Origin of the sequence: Variovorax sp. CF079, assembly GCF_900101545.1 — a bacterium.
Classification (GTDB): domain Bacteria; phylum Pseudomonadota; class Gammaproteobacteria; order Burkholderiales; family Burkholderiaceae_C; genus Variovorax.
In genome coordinates, this window is sequence record NZ_FMZU01000006.1 from 232,878 (window position 1) to 250,566 (window position 17,689).

Annotated in this window: 16 protein-coding genes; 4 read left to right on the forward strand and 12 right to left on the reverse strand. The window is 68.4% G+C overall.

What is annotated here, in order from left to right; all coding sequences use genetic code 11:
- Positions 1–4 precede the first annotated feature (4 nt).
- Genes BLS74_RS10340 through BLS74_RS10365 form a run of 6 tightly spaced genes read right to left on the reverse strand, consistent with a single transcriptional unit; the run spans position 5 to position 6,903 of the window.
- On the reverse strand, positions 5–400 hold the full coding sequence (locus BLS74_RS10340) for a RidA family protein (protein ID WP_093105307.1): 396 nt from the start codon (positions 398–400) through the stop codon (positions 5–7).
- Positions 397–2,013, reverse strand: a complete 1,617-nt coding sequence (locus tag BLS74_RS10345) for an AMP-binding protein (RefSeq protein WP_093105310.1) — start codon at positions 2,011–2,013, stop codon at positions 397–399. The genes BLS74_RS10340 and BLS74_RS10345 overlap by 4 nt, the downstream gene beginning before the upstream one ends.
- Positions 2,010–3,206: an acyl-CoA dehydrogenase family protein gene (locus BLS74_RS10350; RefSeq protein ID WP_093105313.1), complete on the reverse strand. Its 1,197-nt coding sequence runs from the start codon at positions 3,204–3,206 to the stop codon at positions 2,010–2,012. Before BLS74_RS10350 ends, BLS74_RS10345 begins: the two co-directional genes overlap by 4 nt.
- 4 nt (positions 3,207–3,210) lie before the next feature.
- The gene (locus BLS74_RS10355) at positions 3,211–4,065 is read right to left on the reverse strand and encodes an enoyl-CoA hydratase family protein (protein WP_093105316.1); all 855 of its coding nucleotides are present in this window, start codon (positions 4,063–4,065) and stop codon (positions 3,211–3,213) included.
- The gene (locus BLS74_RS10360) at positions 4,062–4,538 is read right to left on the reverse strand and encodes a MarR family winged helix-turn-helix transcriptional regulator (RefSeq protein ID WP_093105319.1); all 477 of its coding nucleotides are present in this window, start codon (positions 4,536–4,538) and stop codon (positions 4,062–4,064) included. The genes BLS74_RS10355 and BLS74_RS10360 overlap by 4 nt, the downstream gene beginning before the upstream one ends.
- Position 4,539: 1 nt before the next feature.
- On the reverse strand, positions 4,540–6,903 hold the full coding sequence (locus tag BLS74_RS10365) for a bifunctional salicylyl-CoA 5-hydroxylase/oxidoreductase (RefSeq protein ID WP_093105322.1): 2,364 nt from the start codon (positions 6,901–6,903) through the stop codon (positions 4,540–4,542).
- A gap of 98 nt (positions 6,904–7,001) precedes the next feature.
- On the opposite strand from BLS74_RS10365, the gene BLS74_RS10370 reads away from it, so the two are divergent.
- Positions 7,002–8,270, forward strand: a complete 1,269-nt coding sequence (locus BLS74_RS10370; RefSeq protein ID WP_093105325.1) for an SAM-dependent methyltransferase — start codon at positions 7,002–7,004, stop codon at positions 8,268–8,270.
- A gap of 14 nt (positions 8,271–8,284) precedes the next feature.
- A complete protein-coding gene (locus BLS74_RS10375; RefSeq protein ID WP_093105327.1) occupies positions 8,285–8,608 on the forward strand; it encodes a DUF1840 domain-containing protein in 324 nt (107 codons plus the stop codon).
- A 175-nt stretch (positions 8,609–8,783) separates the two neighbouring features.
- On the opposite strand, the gene BLS74_RS10380 is transcribed toward BLS74_RS10375, so the two are convergent.
- Together BLS74_RS10380 and BLS74_RS10385 are read right to left on the reverse strand one after the other, a co-directional pair.
- Positions 8,784–9,800 carry a Bug family tripartite tricarboxylate transporter substrate binding protein gene (locus BLS74_RS10380; protein WP_093105330.1) on the reverse strand — a complete coding sequence of 339 codons (1,017 nt, stop codon included), beginning with the start codon at positions 9,798–9,800 and terminating at the stop codon, positions 8,784–8,786.
- Between the two features lie 77 nt (positions 9,801–9,877).
- Positions 9,878–10,801 carry a LysR family transcriptional regulator gene (locus BLS74_RS10385; RefSeq protein ID WP_093105333.1) on the reverse strand — a complete coding sequence of 308 codons (924 nt, stop codon included), beginning with the start codon at positions 10,799–10,801 and terminating at the stop codon, positions 9,878–9,880.
- A gap of 110 nt (positions 10,802–10,911) precedes the next feature.
- Between BLS74_RS10385 and BLS74_RS10390 the strand changes: the two genes are divergently transcribed.
- Positions 10,912–11,673, forward strand: coding sequence for an SDR family oxidoreductase (locus tag BLS74_RS10390; protein ID WP_093105334.1), 762 nt, complete (start codon positions 10,912–10,914; stop codon positions 11,671–11,673).
- On the opposite strand, the gene BLS74_RS10395 is transcribed toward BLS74_RS10390, so the two are convergent.
- The 4 genes from BLS74_RS10395 to BLS74_RS10410 all read right to left on the reverse strand — a co-directional run bounded on the left by BLS74_RS10395 (position 11,601) and on the right by BLS74_RS10410 (position 15,412).
- Entirely contained in the window at positions 11,601–12,116 is a 516-nt protein-coding gene (locus BLS74_RS10395) for a MarR family winged helix-turn-helix transcriptional regulator (RefSeq protein ID WP_093105337.1), read from the reverse strand. The genes BLS74_RS10390 and BLS74_RS10395 overlap by 73 nt on opposite strands.
- The gene (locus BLS74_RS10400) at positions 12,113–13,117 is read right to left on the reverse strand and encodes an alpha-ketoacid dehydrogenase subunit beta (protein ID WP_244503823.1); all 1,005 of its coding nucleotides are present in this window, start codon (positions 13,115–13,117) and stop codon (positions 12,113–12,115) included. Before BLS74_RS10400 ends, BLS74_RS10395 begins: the two co-directional genes overlap by 4 nt.
- Positions 13,108–14,127: a thiamine pyrophosphate-dependent dehydrogenase E1 component subunit alpha gene (locus tag BLS74_RS10405; protein ID WP_093105340.1), complete on the reverse strand. Its 1,020-nt coding sequence runs from the start codon at positions 14,125–14,127 to the stop codon at positions 13,108–13,110. The genes BLS74_RS10400 and BLS74_RS10405 overlap by 10 nt, the downstream gene beginning before the upstream one ends.
- Before the next feature lie 97 nt (positions 14,128–14,224).
- Positions 14,225–15,412, reverse strand: a complete 1,188-nt coding sequence (locus BLS74_RS10410) for a helix-turn-helix domain-containing protein (protein ID WP_093105343.1) — start codon at positions 15,410–15,412, stop codon at positions 14,225–14,227.
- A gap of 129 nt (positions 15,413–15,541) precedes the next feature.
- On the opposite strand from BLS74_RS10410, the gene BLS74_RS10415 reads away from it, so the two are divergent.
- Complete coding sequence (locus tag BLS74_RS10415) at positions 15,542–17,647, forward strand: PQQ-dependent dehydrogenase, methanol/ethanol family (protein ID WP_093105346.1); 2,106 nt, start codon at positions 15,542–15,544, stop codon at positions 17,645–17,647.
- The last annotated feature ends 42 nt before the right edge of the window (positions 17,648–17,689 follow it).

A 17,689-nucleotide genomic window follows, 5' to 3' on the forward strand; every position in this document is an offset into this window, starting at 1 on the left:
GGGCTCAGTCGGGCAGCACCGCCGTGACCTCGATCTCCACCTTGGCGCGCGACTCCACCAGCGCTGCGACCTGCACGCAAGTCATCGCCGGGAAGTTCCGGCCCATCGTTTCGCGATAAACCGGCCCGAGCTCGCCCAGGCGCCGGTTGTATTCGTCGCGGTCGGTCACGTACCAGGTCATGCGCACCATGTGCTCGGGGCCGGCGCCGGCTTCGCGCAGGATGTCGGCGATGTTGCGCAGGGCCTGTCCTGTCTGCTCGATGAAATCGTCCGACACGAACTGCTGCTGCGCATTCCAGCCGACCTGGCCGCCGACGAACACCATCGTGCCGCGCGCGGCAACGCCGTTCGCATAGCCCTTCGGGGGTGCCCAGCCGGGCGGTTGCAAAAGTTTGATCATGGTGTGATTTGCCTCAGTTTGAATCGTTGGAGCTTGCCGGTCTCGGTGCGCGGCAGCGCAGCGACGAACTCGATCTCCCGTGGGTATTTGAAGGGCGCGATGGTGGCCTTGACGTGGTCCTGCAGCGCCTTGACCAGGGCAGCATCGCCGGTCTGGCCGGGCTTGAGCACGCAGAAGGCCTTGACGATCATTCCGCGTTCCTCGTCGGGCTTGCCGACCACGCCGCATTCGGCGACCGCCGGATGCTTCAGCAGCGCGTCTTCGACCTCCGGCCCGCCGACGTTGTAGCCGGCGGTGATGATCATGTCGTCGGCGCGCGACTGGTAGAAGAAGTAGCCGTCCTCGTCCTGCACGAAGGCGTCGCCGGGATAGTTCCAGCCCTTCTTCACATAGTCGGCCTGCCGCGGATCGTCGAGGTAGCGGCATCCGACCGGCCCGATGAGCGCCAGCCGGCCGACGGTGCCGCGCGGCACTTCATTGCCCTCATCGTCCACCACCTTGGCGGTGAATCCCGGCACGACCTTGCCGACCGCGCCGCGCCGAACCTGGTCGCCGGCGGCCGAAATGTAGATGTGGAACACCTCGGTGCCGCCGATGCCGTCCAGCATCTCGATGCCCGTGGCGTCCTTCCACAGCTGGCGGGTCGCGTCGGGCAGGGCCTCGCCCGCGCTCACGCTGATGCGCAGGCTCGGCACGCCGGAAGCCTTGGCGAAAGGCGCCATCTGCCTGTAGAAGGTGGGGGCCGTGTAGCAGATGGTGGCGCCGACCTCGCGGATCGCCTTGACCATCGTCTCCGGCGTGTAGGGGCCATCGTGGAAATACACGGATGCGCCGGCCCACATCGGGAAGACCAGCAAGCCGCCCAGGCCGAAGGTGAAGGCCAGCGGCGGCGAGCCCAGCACGATGTCGTCGCTGCGCGCCTGCAGCACGTGACGCGGCCAGGTCTCGCACATCGCGAGCACGTCGCGGTGGGTGGTCACGGGCGCCTTCGGCTTGCCGGTGGTGCCGGAGGTGAAGGCCAGCAGCGCAATGTCGTCGGCGGCTGTAGGGCAGGCCTTGAACACGCCGCTCTTGGCGTCAGCGCGCGCGCTCAGCGAATCGGCTGCATCCGGCTGGTTGAAGGCCACGAGGGTCTGCAGCACCGGATGCGCCTGCTGGGCGATCCGCAGCTCGTCGAGCAACTTGCCATCGCACAGCGCGACCACCGGCCGCGATTTCTCGATGATGTCGCCCAGCTCTTTCGCGCGCAGCAGCGGCATGGTGGCGACCGCGATCAGGCCGGCCTTGACCACGGCCAGCCAGGCCAGCGCCATAGCGATCGAATTGCCTCCGCGCAACAGCACGCGGTTGCCGGGCACCAGGCCCAGGTCTTCCACCAGCACCTGCGCGATGCGGTCGACCTCGGTCGCGGCCTCGGCGTAGCTCAGCGTGCGGGCCGGCGAGCGCAGCATCGGCTTGTCCGCCAGGCCATTGGCGCTGGCCTTGTCGAACAGGACCTCGACCAGGTTGAGTTGGTCGGGCAACTGCAATTCGGGCCGGTCGTACCGGAACATGGGCAGTTGCTCCGCCGGCGGCAGACGGTCGTGAACGAAGCGATCGGTCTGCGCACTCATGCCTGGCTCCGCAAGACGGACTTGCCGATGATCAGTTGCTGCACCTCGGTCGCACCCTCGTAGATGCGCAGCGAACGGATGTCGCGGTAGAGGCTCTCGACCTTGGTGCCCACCTTCACACCGAGGCCGCCGTGCATCTGCAGCGCCATGTCGATCACGCGGCTCGCGTTCTCGGTCGCGCACATCTTGGCCATCGCCGCCGCGGCCGTGAGGTCGCCGACGGCGGGCCCGCCACGGGCTTCGCTGTCGTCTCGCATCCAGGCGGCGCGGTAGGTGAGCAGCGCCGCGCTGTCGATCAGCGCCGCCATCTCGCCGAGCTTGGCCTGCGTGAGCTGGAAGTCGGCCAGTGTCTGGCCGAACATGCGCCGGCGGCTCGCATGGTGGACCGCTTCGGCCAGCGCGCGCCGCGCCATGCCGAGCGCAGCGCCGGCGACCGAGGCGCGAAAGATGTCGAGCGTGCGCATCGCGAGCTTGAAGCCGCCATGCAGCTCGCCGAGCTGGGCCTCGCGCGGCACGACGCAGCCGTCGAAGCGCAGCGTGGCAAGCGGGTGCGGCGCCATCACTTCGATGTGTGCCGAGGTGTCGAGTCCGGCCGTCTTCGCATCGACGACGAAGGCCGTGATGCCGCGCGAGCCGGCGGCCGGATCGGTTTTCGCGAACACGCAGTAGAAGTCCGCGATGCCGCCATTGCTGATCCAGGTCTTCTCGCCCGTGAGCCGCCAGCCGTCCGAGATGGCGACAGCCTGCATCGCCATCGCGCCGACGTCCGAGCCCGCCTCGGGTTCGCTGAGCGCAAAGGCCGCGATCTTGTCGCCGCGCGCCACAGCGCCGAGGTAGTCGCGCTGCTGTGAGGCGCTGCCGGCCAGCGTGATGGCGCCGCTGCCGAGGCCCTGCATCGCAAAGGCGAAATCGGCCAGCGGCGAATGGAAGGCCAGCGTTTCGCGCAGCAGCACCAGCGCGCGCGAATCGAGGCGTTCCAGCGCGCCGCCCGAAGAAGCCGGCACGCAATAGCGCAGCCAGCCGCCCTGGCCGAGCCGCTTCACCCAGTCGCGGCACGCGGCGCGATCGTCGCGCTCGTCCACCGACTGGGCGGCTGCCCAGGGCAGCAGATCGCGCGCCAGCGCCCGATGCGCATCGTCGAAGAAGGGCAGCGCCAGGTGCGCCGTGGAAGGAGGTACGGGCGAAGCAGCCATTGCGTCAGTCTCCGCCGAACACCGGCTTGCGCTTGGCCGCAAAGGCTTCGAAGGCGCGCCTGAAGTCCTCGGTCTGCATGCAGATCGCCTGCGCCTGCGCCTCGGCCTCGATCGCCTGGTCGATGGTCATCGCCCATTCCTGCGACAGCATGGTCTTGGTCATGCCGTGCGCGAAGCTCGGGCCTTCGGCGAGCTCGCGCGCCACGGCGGTGGCGGCGCCGAGCAGCGCGCTGCTCTCGTGCAGCGCGTTGAAGAAGCCCCAGGCGTGGCCTTCCTGCGCCGTCATCGCGCGGCCGGTAAAGAGCAGCTCCGAGGCGCGGCCCTGTCCGATCACGCGCGGCAGCAGCGCGCAGGCACCCATGTCGGCGCCGGCCAGTCCGACGCGCGTGAAGAGGAATGCGGTGCGCGCTGCGGGCGTGCCGTATCGCAGGTCGCAGGCCAGCGCGATCATCGCGCCGGCGCCGGCACAGACCCCGTCGATCGCGCCGACGATGGGTTGCGGGCAATGGCGGATCGCCTTCACCAGGTCGCCCGTCATGCGCGTGAACTCGAGCAGTTCGGGCATGTGCATCTGCGTGAGCGGCCCGATGATCTCGTGCACGTCGCCGCCTGAACAGAAGTTGCCGCCCGCGCCCGTCACGACGATTGCCTTGACGTCGGTCGCGAAATTCAGCGCGCGAAACAGGTCGCGCAGCTCGGCGTAGGAGTCGAAAGTCAGCGGATTCTTGCGCTCCGGCCGGTTCAGCGTGACCGTGCCGATGCCGTCCTCGAAGGACCAGCTGAAATGCTCGGCCTCGTAGTCGGCCTTCGGCTCGAATTGCGCGCGCATGGGACTGCTTGCGCCGATGTAGTGCTTCATAGGGCCTCCGCCAATTGTTGATGTGAATGCTGCTTGACCTTGCCGAGCAGCTTGTGGAGCTGCGTGACCTCCTTCGCGTTCAGGCCCGCGAAGGCATCGACGATCCATGCCTCGTGTTGTTGCGCCATCTCGTTGAAGAGCTTGCGGCCACGCGTGGTGAGGCGCACGCGCCAGGCGCGGCGATCGCCCTCGACGTCGACGCGCTCGACCAGCCCCTCGGCCACCAGCTGGTCGGTGATGCCGGTGACGTTGCCGCCGGTCACCATCATGCGGCGCGACAGCTCGTTCATCTTCAGCCCGTCCGGCGAGCGTTCGAGTTGCGACATCAGGTCGAAGCGGGGCAGGGTGGTGGCGAACTGCTCGCGCAGCTCGTTGCGCACCTGCTTCTCGATAAGCTGGGTGCATGTCAGCAACCGCAGCCAGAGGCGCAGCTCGTCGGGGTGCTCGCTGTGGGCTCTTGCTTCGAGGTCCATGCTATTGATCCTCCTCGCTGTTGCGCGGCACGGCCGTCGCAGCCGCCGCGGCGGCCAGCTGTTGCTGCTTGGCGATCTCGCGGTACATCTGGTCGCGCCCGCTCAGGTATTGCTTGGGCCAGTCGACGTCGCGGCTTTGCAGCTTGGCCGTTTCGTGCAGGGTCCACGCCGGGTCGGCCAGGTGCGGCCGTGCGATCGCGCACAGGTCGGCGCGGCCCGCGGCGATGATGCTGTTGGCCTGGTCGGCTTCGGTGATGGCGCCGACCGCAATGGTCGAGATGCCGACCTCGTTGCGGATGCGGTCCGCAAAAGGCGTCTGGTACATGCGTCCGTACACCGGTTTCGCCGTGCGCGTGGTCTGGCCCGAAGAGACGTCGATGAAGTCGCAGCCCGCTTCCTTGAAGAGCCGCGCCACCACCACCGCGTCGGCATCGGTGTTGCCGCCGGGCGCCCAGTCATGGGCCGAGATGCGCACGCTCATTGGCCGTTCGGTGGGCCAGGCCGCGCGCATCGCGCGGAACACTTCCAGCGGATAGCGGCAGCGGTTCTCGAGGCTGCCGCCGTACTCGTCGGTGCGCAGGTTGGTCAGCGGGCTGATGAAGGAAGCCAGCAGGTAGCCGTGCGCGCAGTGCAGCTCGAGCCAGTCGAAGCCGGCTTCGGCCGCGCGACGCGTCGAGGCGACGAACTGGTCGCGCAAAGTGTTCATCTCTGCTCGCGTCATGGCGGCGGGCAATTGGTTCTGTTCGCCGTAGGCCAGCTCGCTGGCGGCGATCAGCGGCCAGTTGTCTTGCGGCAGCGGTTCGTCGATCTCTTCCCAGCCCAGCTGGGTCGAGCCCTTCGGCCCGCTGTGGCCCAGCTGCATGCCGATCTTCGCCGTGGTCTGCGTGTGCACGAAGTCGACGATGCGCCTGAAGGCGGCCGACTGCGCATCGTTGTAGAGACCCGTGCAGCCGGGCGTGATGCGGCCCTCGGGCGTCGGGCTGGTCATCTCGACGAACACCATCGCGGCGCCGCCGAGCGCGCGCGCGCCAAGGTGCACGAGCAGGAAATCCTGCGGCACGCCGTCGACCGCGCTGTAGGTCGCCATGGGCGAAACCAGAATGCGATTCTTGAGCGTGAGGCCGCGCACCGTGAGCGGCATCAGCATCGGAGGCAGCGGCTTGCCGCCCGCGAGCCACGCCTCGTAGCCGCCCAGCCATTGCGTGTCGCGCAGGCGCAGGTTCTCGTGGCTGATGCGCTGCGAGCGCGTCATGAGCGAGTAGGCGAACTGCTCGATCTCCATGCCGGTGTAGCGGTGCACGTTCTCGAACCATTCGGTCGAATTGCGCGCCGCGTTCTGGATCTTGAGCACCTCGACGCTGCGCCGCGCCTCATAGGCTTCGAGCACATGGTCGACGCTGCCGCCGCGCGCGAACTCATCGCTGAGGTCGATCGCATCCTCGAGCGCGAGCTTGGTACCCGAGCCGATCGAGAAGTGCGCCGTGTGCGCCGCGTCGCCCATCAGCACCACCGGCACGCTCTTGCCATTCACCTCGACGCGGTGCGTCCAGTGCTTGCAGACCACGCGCGGAAAGCGGATCCAGTTGGCCGAGCCGCGCAGATGCGTGGCGTTGCTGATCAGCTCGTGACCGCCGAGGTATTTGGCGAAGAGCTTTTCGCAGAAGGCGATCGCTTCGGGCTGCTCCATCTTGTCGAGGCCATGGGCCTGCCACACCGCTTCGGGCGTTTCGACGATGAAGGTCGAGGTCTTGTCGTCGAACTGGTAGGCGTGGGCCTGGAACCAGCCGTGCTCGGTCTTCTCGAAGGCGAAGGTGAAGGCATCGAAGGTCTGGTGTGTGCCGAGCCAGACGAAGCGGCACTGGCGCAGATCGATGTCGGGCTCGAAGACGTCCGCATAGCGCTGGCGAATGCGGCTGTTGAGGCCGTCGCTGGCGATCACCAGGTCGGCGCCGTACTGCGCGGCCAGGGCCTGGTCATCCGTGGCGTCGGTCTCGAACACCAGCTTGACGCCGAGCGCCAGGCAGCGCTCCTGCAGGATGTTCAAGAGGCGCTTGCGGCCGATGCCGCAGAAGCCGTGGCCGCCCGAGCGCACCTGGCGTCCCTTGAAGAACACCTGAATGTCGTCCCAGTGATGGAACTCACGGCCGATCAGCGCGGCCGTTTCGGGATCGGCGGCCGCGAGGTTGGCGAGCGTCTGGTCGCTCAGCACCACGCCCCAGCCAAAGGTGTCGAAGGGGCGGTTGCGTTCGATCACCGTGACCTCGAGCGCCGGCCGCCGGGCCTTCATCAGGAGCGCGAAGTAGAGGCCGGCCGGACCGCCGCCGATGCACAGCACGTGCTGCAGATCTGTTGCGAAGCTATTCATGGATCAATAGTTTAGGCCTAAACAATCTGTTGTCAACCCGGCAAGGGTTTTCGCCGAGGTCGGTTGACGAAGTTCGCCGCTGCTGGCAAAAATCAGCCATGTCAAGCCTGTTGCCGAAGATCGAGTCCCAGCTTTCCACGCTGCCGGTTCCCATCACGCTGCAATTGCCCGATGGGCGGAAGGTCGCAAAGCCAGGCTCACGCGTCACGCTCGCCTTCTCCGAATGGTCGGCGCTCGCCAAGCTCACCGCTCGGCAGATCGGTGCCATCGGCGAGGCCTACGTCGAGGGACGGGTCCAGATCGAAGGGAAGATGCGCGACCTGATCGATATCGCGGTCAGCCTGCTGCCCGGCAATCCGGCGGAAACCAACACCAACTGGTGGAGCCGGCTGCAGCGGCGCACCAAGTCGCGCGGCTCGCACTCGCTGGGCAAGGATGCGGCGCAGATCGAGTTCCACTACGATGTGTCGGACGACTTCTATGCGCTGTGGCTCGACCCGCGGCGCGTCTATTCGTGCGCCTATTTCCGAGACGCCGGGATGACGCTGGCGCAGGCCCAGGAGGCCAAGCTCGACCACATCTGCCGCAAGCTCATGCTGCAGCCGGGTGAGCGCTTCCTCGACATCGGCTCGGGCTGGGGTGCGCTCCTGCTGTGGGCGGCCGAGCACTACGGCGTCGATGCGACCGGCATCACGCTGTCGAAGAACCAGCATGCGCACGTGACGCGCATGATTGAGGAGAAGGGCCTGCAGGGCCGCGTACGAGTCGAACTGCTCGACTACCGAAAACTCGACAGCGACAAGCCCTTCGACAAGATCTCGTCGGTCGGCATGTTCGAACACGTCGGCAGCGTCAACATGCCGACTTACTTTCGCAAGATCCATTCATTGCTCAAGCCGGGCGGCCTGGTCATGAACCATGGCATCACTTCGGGCCAGCTCGACTACAAGCAGCTCGGAGCCGGCATGGGCGATTTCATCGAGAAATACATCTTCCCGGGCGGCGAACTGCTGCACGTCACGCATGTGCTGCGCGAGACGGTGTCCGCGGGCCTGGAGATGGTCGACACCGAAAACCTGCGGCCGCACTATGCGCGCACGCTCTGGGCCTGGTCGGACGCGCTCGAGTCCCGGCTCGACGAGGCGCGCGAGGTCCTGCAGCGCGCCGGCGGCCACCAGGGCGGCAATGCCGAGCGCATCCTGCGTGCCTACCGCCTGTATCTGGCCGGTTCGGCGATGTGCTTCGAGCAGGGCTGGATTTCGCTGCACCAGATGCTCGCCACCCGGCCCGACGGAAAGGTCGAGGGCGGCGCGCTGCGCGGCGCGCAATCGGTGTACCCTTTTGTCCGCGACTACATCTACAAATAACCGAGCGAGGCACCATGCTGTATCGATTCAAATCGCGGGCCAGCCCCCCCTTCGTGATGCTCGAAACCCACGCGCGTCAGTTGTTCGACATCATCGGCAAGGCGCCGGAGCGCAAGGGCATCGTGACGGTGGAGCAGATGCCGGCCGCCATCGCGGCGCTGGAGGCGGCCATGGCGCGTGAAGCCCACAACGCCCACAACAACGACGATTTCGCCGTCGAAGGCCATGACGAGGCGGCCGAGAAGCAGCACATCACGCTGCACCAGCGCGCCGTGCCCTTGCTGCACATGCTCAAGGCGTCGCTGGCCGACCGCAAGGACGTGATGTGGGAGGTGTGATCACCCCCCAGGCTTGCTCGCTTCGCGTAGAGCCTGTCCTGAGCCTGTCGAAGGGAGCCTGTCGAAGGGCCAACCCCCTCTCCGGGGGCGCCGCCTGCGGCCCGGCGAAGCCGGTTCCGCGGCGGCCCACGGTCCGGCGCGCTGCGCGCACCAATGGATCAGGAACGCCAGGGGCTTAGTCCACCTTGGCCCCGGAGGCCTTGACCACCTTCGCCCACTTGGCGTGTTCGCTGTCGATCATCTTGGCGAACTCGGCCGGCGAGTTGCCGCTCGGGATCGCGCCCTGGGCCAGCATCTTTTCCTTGATCGCCGCGGTGCCGAGCGACTTGGCCACTTCCTGCTGAATGCGGTTCACGATCTCGGGCGGGGTGCCGGCCGGGGCCAGCAGGCCGAACCATGAGCTGGCTTCGTAGCCCTTGAGCATGGGGCCGCCGGCCTCTTCGACCGTCGGCACGTCGGGCAAGGCCGGCGAGCGCTTCGAGCTGGTCACGGCCAGCGCCTTGAGCTTGCCGCCCTTGATCTGCTGCATCGACGAGGGCAGGTTGTCGAACATCACGTCGGCGTTGCCGCCCACCAGGTCCAGCAGCGCCGGGCCCGATCCGCGATAGGGGATGTGCGTCATGAAGCTGCCGGTCATGGTCTTGAAGAGCTCGCCCGCCAGGTGGATCGAGGTGCCGCTGCCGCTCGAAGCCATGTTGAGCTTGCCGGGATTCGCCTTCGTGTACTTCACGAAGTCGGCCACGCTGTTGATGTTGAGCGCGCGCGCCTTGTCGGCATTCATCTCCATCACGTTGGGCACCGCGGCCACCAGCGTGATCGGCGCGAAGTCCTTGATCGGGTCGTAGGGCAGCTTGGGGTACAGCGCGCGGTTGATGCCGTGCGTGCCCACCGTGCCCATCAGCAGCGTGTAGCCGTCGTTCGGCGCCTTGGCCACGATCTCGGCGCCCACGTTGCCGCCGGCGCCTGCGCGGTTGTCGACGATGAACTGCTGGCCGAAGGCCTTGGAGAGCTCCGGCGCCACGGCGCGCGCAAGGAGGTCGGTGGTACCGCCGGGCGCGAAGGGCACCACGATGCGCACCGGCTTGGTCGGCCAGCTGCCTTGGGCCGCCGCGGGCCCGGCAGCCAGCACCAGGGCGGCAATCGCGCCCAGCGCCAGTGCAGAGCGGCGGCGGGATTGGAACGAGAGGGTCATGCGTGTTTCCTGTTGATGCATGGCACCGAGTTTGACAGGCGAAGCGCCTCGTTCGTCGCGGGTGAAACCCCGTGTGCTCAGATCCCCTGCATGCGGGCCGCGAAGCGCTGCTCGCGAAACTTCTCGACCACGAAGTCGACGAACACGCGCGTCTTCGCCGGCAGCAGCTTCTTGCTCGGGTAGTAGAGCGAGATCGGCCCCGAGTCGGCATACCAGCCCGGCAGCACGCGCACCAGCTCGCCGCTTTGCAAGCCGTGCAGCGCGAAAGCCATCGGCAGCAACGCGATGCCCAGGCCCATCATCGCGGCGTGGGCGATCGCCTCGGGGTCGCTGAAGACCAGGCGCGGCTTTGCATCCGCCGCGCCTTCGTCGCCGGCCGCGTTGCGCAGCGTCCAGGCCCGCACCCGCCCGGTGGGTGAGGAGCGCCGCATGATGGCGTCGAAGGCGGCCAGGTCGGACGGGTGCTCCGGCACCGGCTTGCCGGCCATGTACGCGGGCGCCGCGACCGCCACGATGTGGATGCGCGCGAGCTCGCGCGCCACCACGCCGGGCGTCAGCTCGATGCCGCCGCCGATCGCGGCGTCGAAGCCCTCGCCGACCAGGTCGACCTGCCGGTTGTCGAAATGCCAGTCGGGCACGACCGCCGGGTAGCGCGCCAGGAACTCGCCGACCAGCGGCACCACGTACGTGCGCCCGAAGGCCTGGCCCATGCTGACCTTGAGCGTGCCGGCCGGCTGGCCCCCGGCTTCGGCGGCGCCTGCCATGGCGTCGGCCAGCGTGCCGAGCGCACCGCCGATCTGCAGCAGCAGCCGCTCGCCGCTCTCGGTCAGGGTCAGCTTGCGTGTGCTGCGCTGGAACAGGCGCACGCCCAGACCCGCTTCGAGGCGCGCGACGTTCTTGCTCACCGCGGCAGGCGTCAGGCCGAGTTGTCGGGCGCCGGCGGAGAAGCTGCCGGCCTCGGCGCTGCGGACGAAGGATTCGAGATGGCTCAGCGGCTGCATGGGTGCATTTTCAACCACGGGTTGAGATTGCTAGGGCAGTTTTACGGCTACCGGCAATGCAATGCAATCCCCAAACTACAGGCATTCCACAACCACTTCGAAAGCGCACCATGTCCCCAAGCACTTCTTCCAAGCCCGTTCTGGCCGGCAAGACGGCCTTCGTCACCGGCGGCTCGCGAGGCATCGGCGCCGCCATCGTGCGGCGTCTCGCCAAGGACGGCGCCGCCGTCGCCTTCAGCTATGCCAGCAACGAGGCTGCGGCCAAGGAACTTGCCGGCAGCATCGAAGCCGCGGGCGGGCGCGCGATCGCGCTGCGCGTCGACAGCGCCGATGCCGATGCGCTGCGCACGGCGATCGACGAAAGCGCGCGCACCTTCGGCCGGCTCGACATCCTGGTCAACAACGCCGGCGTTCTCAAGCTGGGCGCCGCCGACCAGATCTCGCTGGAAGACTTCGACCTCACGCTGAACGTCAACGTGCGCGCCGTCTTCGTCGCCATCCAGGCGGCGCTGCGCCACATGGGCGAGGGCGGCCGCATCATCAACATCGGCAGCACCAACGCCGAGCGCATGCCCTTCCCTGGCGGCGGCGTCTATGCGATGAGCAAGTCCGCACTCACCGGGCTCGTGCAAGGCTTCGCGCGCGACCTCGGCCCGCGCGGCATCACGATCAACAACGTGCAGCCCGGCCCGGTCGATACCGACATGAACCCCAAGGACGGCCCGATGGCCTCGGCCATGCATGGTTTCATGGCCATTCCGCGGCACGGCCGCGGCGAAGAGATCGCGGGCATGGTGGCCTACCTCTCGAGCCCGGAAGCGGCCTTCGTGACCGGCGCGGGCCTCAACATCGACGGTGGGTTTGCAGCCTGAGCGTCCGGGCCGGCCACCGACGCGATCAGCCGGTCGAGGGTGGCACTCAGGTGCTTCAGATCTTCGGCGCCGACGCCCGCGAACAGCTCGGCCTCGCGTTCCCACGCCTGCACGCGGACCGTCTCGAACAGCGCCTTGCCGGCGCTGCTCAGGTGGAGGCGGCTGCGGCGCAGGTCGGTCGGGTCTTCGTGGCGGTGCAGGCGCTTGTGGCGCTTCAGCCCCGCCAGCGCGCGGCTCACCGCCATCTTGTCGAGGCCGGTGAGCTCGCAAAGCTGCGTGGCCGTCAGGCCGGGCTGCGTGCCCAGCACCGCCATCGTGCGCCACTCGTTGAGCGTGAGCGCGTGCTGGCGCCCGACCCGCTGCTGGAAAGGCCGCGCCGTCAGGTTGACGACCCGGACCAGCTTGAAGAAGACCGAGTCCTCGAAGCCAGCCTCGGTGTTCATCCGCACAAGGCCCTGGCAGTTTGAACGATCCGCTCGGCGCCGACGCGCGATTGCGCTTCGAGCACCGGCGAATAGCCGACCGGGATGCGCGGCGCGCCCAGGCGTGCGACCCGGCAGCCGGTGGCCTCCGCCGCACTGGCCGCGATCTCGGCGCCGAAGCCGGCGGCCTGCACCGCCTCGTGCACGACCAGCAGGCGGCCCGTGCGTTCGCAGGAGGAGAGCACCGACTCGCGGTCCCAGGGCCACAGCGTGCGCAGGTCGAGCAGATCGACCTCGATGCCTTCGGCCGCCAGCGTGTCGCAGGCGGCGCCACACGCCTGCATCTGCCGGCTCCAGCTCACCAGCGTGAGCGCGTTGCCGCGGCGCAGCTGCGCCGCCTTGCCGAGCGGCACCACCCGCGTTTCGTCGACCTCGCCGCGCGAGGCCCACAGGTTCTTGTGCTCGATGTAGACCACCGGGTCGCCGCACTGCATCGCGGCGCGCAGCAGCGAATGGTTGTCCTGCGGCGTCGAAGGGCACACCACCACCACGCCCGGCAGGTGCGCGAACCAGGCTTCGAGCGACTGCGAATGCTGCGCCGCCGAGGCATCCCAGATGCCGCCCGGCATGCGCGCGACCATCGGCACACGGCCCTGGCCGCCGAACATGAAGCGGTTCTTGGCGGCCTGGTTCACCAGCTCGTCCATGCCGCACAGCGCGAAGTCGACCACGCGCATCTCGACCACCGGCCTGAGTCCTGCCAGCGCCATGCCGACGCCAGCGCCCATGATCGCGGCCTCGGAGATCGGCGTGTCGATCACGCGCTCGGCGCCGAAGCGCTGCTGCAGCCCCTTGTACTGGCCGAAGATGCCGCCGCGGCCGACGTCCTCGCCGAGCACGACCACGCGCGAATCGGCTTCCATTTCGCGCTGTACCGCGAGCGCGGCCGCTTCGGCATAGCTGAGTTCGTGCACAGTGCTGCCGGCGGCGCGGCCGCCCGCGATGTCGCTCGTCATGTCCATTGGCCCGCTCCGGTGGTCTGCACATCGGTGAAGGCGGCGCCGGGCTCGGGCCAGGGCGCGGCATCGGCGGCGGCGAGTGCGGCGGCGACTTCTGCCTCCGCCTCGTCCTCGATCGCATCGAGCAGAGCGGCGTCCATGCCGTCGGCGATCAGGCGGCCGCGCGCCCGCGCGACCGGGTCGGTCTCCAGCGCCGCAGCCAGCTCGGCCGGGTCGCGGTAGGCGGCGAGGTCGACCGACACATGGCCCTTCACGCGGTAGGTGAGCGCGTGCAGCAGCCGCGGCCCGCCGCCGGCGCGCACCTCGGCGACCAGCCTGCCCGCGGCCGCATGCACCGCGAACACGTCGTTGCCGTCGACCCGGGTGGCGGCGATGTCCATCGCCTCGGCGCGCGCGGAGGCGCCTTCGCCGGCGGTCATCGGGCCGCTGGCGGTGGTTGCGCTCCAGCGGTTGTCCTCGCAGACGAAGAGCACCGGCAGCCGGTACACGCGCGCCCAGTTCAGCGACTCGAGAAAGGGGCCGCGGTTGATCGCGCCGTCGCCGAAGAAGCAGACCGTGATCGCATCCTTCTTCTGCAGCTTCTGGGCATGCGCCGCGCCAACCGCGATCGGCAGCCCGGCCGCGACCACGCCGTTGGCGCCCAGCATGCCGACCGAGAAGTCGGCGATGTGCATCGAGCCGCCCTTGCCGCCGTTGAAGCCGCTGGCCTTGCCGAACAGCTCGCACATCATGCGCACGAGGTCGGCGCCCTTGGCCAGCGTGTGGCCGTGGCCGCGGTGAGTCGAGGTCAGGTAGTCGGCGGGGAGCAGATGGGCGCAGACGCCGGCTGGCACCGCCTCCTGGCCGGTCGACAGATGCAGCGGGCCGCGAACCTTGGCGACGCCGGCGGCTTCCTGGCCGTAGGCGCTCACGCCACCCTGGCTGGCCGCCTCGGCGGCATTCTCGAAGGCGCGGATGCGCAGCATCGTGCGGTAGAGCGCGCGCCGCGCGGGCTCGGGAATCGGCAAATCCATATCGGCTCCAGCGCAGCACACATCTGCGCTTTGCCGAAAATCGTATCGGGCGTGACCAATGCGCGTGAGCGGGCTAACCCGGCCGCGAGGCCGACCTTCATTCAGGCGCGTTCTGCTGCCAGCTCTTGAGACGGCGATAGAGCGTGCCGCGCGACACCCGCAGTTGGCGCGCGGCATGCGAGATGTTGCCGTAGTGCGTAGCCAGGGTCTCCTCGATCAGCTTGCGGCTGTGGCCGCGCAGCGTGCCGTCGCTGGCGGGCGGCTGGGTCGGCGCGACCGGCTGTACCTCGTCGAGTGGCGTCGAGTCGTTGGGCGCTTCGGCCGGCACGTTCACCGCATGCCGGAAATCGACCCCGTCGTGCGCCTGCAGCCGGGCCTGCAGCCAGACGCCGAGCCCGCTTGCGAGCCGCACCGGCTGCGCGGCCTCGTGGCGGGTCATGCGCAGCAGGCCCTCGAGGTCGAGGCCGAACAACTGCTCGGCATCGCAGGCCCCAGACTCTGGCAGCCGGCCGATCAGCCGCATGCCGGCCGTGTTGAGCCAGGCCACGGTGCCATCGGGCGCGATGCCGGCCAGGGCCTCGAGCGGCGTGCCCAGCAGCGCCGGGCTGGCCTGGAAGCGCAGCACCAGCCGGTCCTGCGACTGCGCCTGCAGCAGGCGGTTCTCGATCGTCGTCGCGTAGAGCGCGACCATCGACGCGGCATCGAAGCCGAAGCGCCGCGCCTCGACCGAGATGTCGAGCACCGCGGCCAGCCGGCCGTGCACGTCGCGGATCGGTGCCGCCGCGCACTGCATCTCGCGCAGGTACTCGAAGTAGTGCTCGGCGCCCTGCACCGTGCAGGCCTGGCCGGTGGTCGCCACGATGCCCGGCGCCGTGGTGCCGACCACGCTCTCGGCGATGTTGACGCCCAGGCGAGCGGTCTTCTGCAGGATCGGCTGCTGCGCCGCGGCCGGATGGTGCGTGACGTGCATGATCACGCCCTGCGCATCGGTCAGCAGCACGCGGCAGTCGGTGCCGGCGAGCGAGCTCTCCATGCTCGCCAGCTCGTGGCGCGCGGCCTCGAGCAGCTCGCGGTTGCGGCCCAGCGTGCCGTGCAGGCGGCTCGGCGTGACGGCGTCGAAGGCGATGACGCGGCGCGTGTTCGCATGGGCGCGCGTGCAGCGCATCCACGACTGGAGCACCGCCTCGCCGACCAGGCCGGAAGGGCGCACGCCTTCCTCGAAGAACTGCTGCCGGGCCAGCGCCACGCGCTCGGCGCGCGTATTGGCGAAGGGGGACAGGGGCATGGCCGTCTCCTGTGATCGAGGAGGCTGAATTTGTTCCGCAATGGAACAGTCGAGGTCTAGGGAAATCCCGAGGGTGAACAAAGCGTGCGCGCGCACCATTCTTCGATACACAACGACCGGAGACGCACGATGAACAAGACCCACGCCGCGCTCGCGCTCGGCGCGCTGCTGTGCCTGGCCGCAGCACCCGCCGCGGCCCAGACCAAGGGCTCCGCCGAGCACATCAAGGCCGTCACGCAGCGCGTGGACGGCAACTTCATCCGCAGCAACGCCGCGAAGACGGCCGACTGGCCCAGCCATGGCCTCGACTACGCGGAAACGCGCTTCAGCAAGCTCGACCAGATCAACGCCGGCAACGTGAAGGAGCTCGGCCTCGCCTGGTCCTACAACCTCGAATCCACGCGCGGCGTGGAGGCCACGCCGCTGGTGGTCGACGGCATCATGTACGTCAGCGCCTCCTGGAGCGTGGTGCACGCCATCGACGTGCGCACCGGCAAGAAGATCTGGAGCTTCGATCCGAAGGTGGACAAGTCCAAGGGCTTCAAGGGCTGCTGCGACGTGGTCAACCGCGGCGTCGCGCTCTACCAGGGCAAGGTGTTCGTGGGGGCCTACGACGGGCGCCTGATCGCGCTCGATGCCGCCACCGGCCAGCCGGTCTGGGAGAAGGACACCATCGTCGACCGTTCGAAGTCCTACACCATCACCGGCGCGCCGCGCGTCTTCAAGGGCAAGGTGGTCATCGGCAACGGCGGCGCCGAGTACGGCGTGCGCGGCTACATCACGGCCTACGACGCGGCCACCGGCGAGCAGAAGTGGCGCTGGTTCACCGTGCCGGGCGACCCGTCCAAGCCCTTCGAGGACGCCTCGATGGCCAAGGCCGCCAAGACCTGGGACCCTTCGGCCAAATACTGGGAGGCGGGCGGCGGCGGCACCGCCTGGGACACGCTCGCCTTCGACCCCGAGCTCAACCTCATGTACGTGGGCACCGGCAACGGCTCGCCATGGGCGCGCAGCAAGCGCAGCCCCAAGGGCGGCGACAACCTCTACTTGGCCTCGATCGTCGCGCTCAACCCCGACACCGGCAAATACGTCTGGCACTACCAGCAGACGCCAGGCGACAACTGGGACTACACCTCGACCCAACCGATGATCCTGGCCGACCTGAAGATCGACGGCAAGCCGCGCAAGGTGATCCTGCATGCGCCGAAGAACGGCTTCTTCTTCGTCATCGACCGCAGCAACGGCAAGTTCATCTCGGCCAAGAATTTCGTCGAGGTGAACTGGGCCACCGGCTACGACAAGAAAGGCCGGCCGATCGAGGTGGCCGCCGCGCGCCAGAACGAGAAGCCCGGCGACAGCATCCCCGGCCCCTTCGGCGCGCACAACTGGCATTCGATGTCCTTCAATCCGCAGACCGGCCTGGTCTACCTGCCGGCGCAGAACATCCCGCTGAGCCTGATGGACGACAAGGCCTGGAAGTTCAACGAGAACATGCCGGCCCGGCCGCATGCAGCGCTCGGCTGGAACACCGCCATGTTCATCAATGCCGAGCCGCCCAAGAGCAAGCCCATGGGCCGCCTCGTCGCGTGGGACCCGGTGGCGCAGAAGGAAGCCTGGGGCGTCGAGCATGTCTCGCCCTGGAACGGCGGCACGCTGACCACGGCCGGCAACCTGGTGTTCCAGGGCACGGCCGACGGGCGCTTCGCGGCCTACAACGCCAAGACCGGCGAGAAGCTGTGGGAGACCGCCACCGGCACCGGCGTGGTCGCGGCGCCCGCCACCTACATGGTCGACGGCAAGCAGTACGTCTCGATCGCGGTCGGCTGGGGCGGGGTCTACGGCCTGGCCGCGCGCGCCACCGAGCGCCAGGGGCCGGGCACGGTCTACACCTTCGTGGTCGGCGCCAATGCGCCCAAGCCGGAGTTCGTGCAGTACCGCATGGACAAGCTGCTGCAGGGCGTGAAGTACGACCCGGCCAAGGTGCCCGACGGCACGCTGCTCTACGTGAGCAACTGCGTCTTCTGCCACGGCGTGCCGGGCGTGGACCGCGGCGGCAACATCCCCAACCTGGGCTACATGAACCCGAGCTACATCGAGAACCTTGACAAGTTCGTCTACAAGGGCCCGGCCGTCGAGCGCGGCATGCCCGACTTCAGCGGCAAGCTGAGCGCCGAAGACGTGGAGAAGATCAAGGCCTTCATCCAGGGCACGGCGGACGCGATCCGGCCCAAGTAGGACAAGGCCGGTAGTCCATTTGCCCGCAGGGATTCCCCGGAT

Coding starts and splice junctions, on each gene's coding strand:
- BLS74_RS10360 (WP_093105319.1), bottom strand. CDS start 4,538: ATGGACCTCGAAGCAAGAGCCCACAGCGAGCACCCCGACGAGCTGCGC.
- BLS74_RS10405 (WP_093105340.1), bottom strand. CDS start 14,127: ATGGATTTGCCGATTCCCGAGCCCGCGCGGCGCGCGCTCTACCGCACG.
- BLS74_RS10400 (WP_244503823.1), bottom strand. CDS start 13,117: ATGGACATGACGAGCGACATCGCGGGCGGCCGCGCCGCCGGCAGCACT.
- BLS74_RS10350 (WP_093105313.1), bottom strand. CDS start 3,206: ATGGCTGCTTCGCCCGTACCTCCTTCCACGGCGCACCTGGCGCTGCCC.
- BLS74_RS10415 (WP_093105346.1), top strand. CDS start 15,542: ATGAACAAGACCCACGCCGCGCTCGCGCTCGGCGCGCTGCTGTGCCTG.
- BLS74_RS10385 (WP_093105333.1), bottom strand. CDS start 10,801: ATGCAGCCGCTGAGCCATCTCGAATCCTTCGTCCGCAGCGCCGAGGCC.
- BLS74_RS10355 (WP_093105316.1), bottom strand. CDS start 4,065: ATGAAGCACTACATCGGCGCAAGCAGTCCCATGCGCGCGCAATTCGAG.
- BLS74_RS10345 (WP_093105310.1), bottom strand. CDS start 2,013: ATGAGTGCGCAGACCGATCGCTTCGTTCACGACCGTCTGCCGCCGGCG.
- BLS74_RS10390 (WP_093105334.1), top strand. CDS start 10,912: ATGTCCCCAAGCACTTCTTCCAAGCCCGTTCTGGCCGGCAAGACGGCC.
- BLS74_RS10365 (WP_093105322.1), bottom strand. CDS start 6,903: ATGAATAGCTTCGCAACAGATCTGCAGCACGTGCTGTGCATCGGCGGC.
- BLS74_RS10375 (WP_093105327.1), top strand. CDS start 8,285: ATGCTGTATCGATTCAAATCGCGGGCCAGCCCCCCCTTCGTGATGCTC.
- BLS74_RS10395 (WP_093105337.1), bottom strand. CDS start 12,116: ATGAACACCGAGGCTGGCTTCGAGGACTCGGTCTTCTTCAAGCTGGTC.
- BLS74_RS10340 (WP_093105307.1), bottom strand. CDS start 400: ATGATCAAACTTTTGCAACCGCCCGGCTGGGCACCCCCGAAGGGCTAT.
- BLS74_RS10380 (WP_093105330.1), bottom strand. CDS start 9,800: ATGACCCTCTCGTTCCAATCCCGCCGCCGCTCTGCACTGGCGCTGGGC.
- BLS74_RS10370 (WP_093105325.1), top strand. CDS start 7,002: ATGTCAAGCCTGTTGCCGAAGATCGAGTCCCAGCTTTCCACGCTGCCG.
- BLS74_RS10410 (WP_093105343.1), bottom strand. CDS start 15,412: ATGCCCCTGTCCCCCTTCGCCAATACGCGCGCCGAGCGCGTGGCGCTG.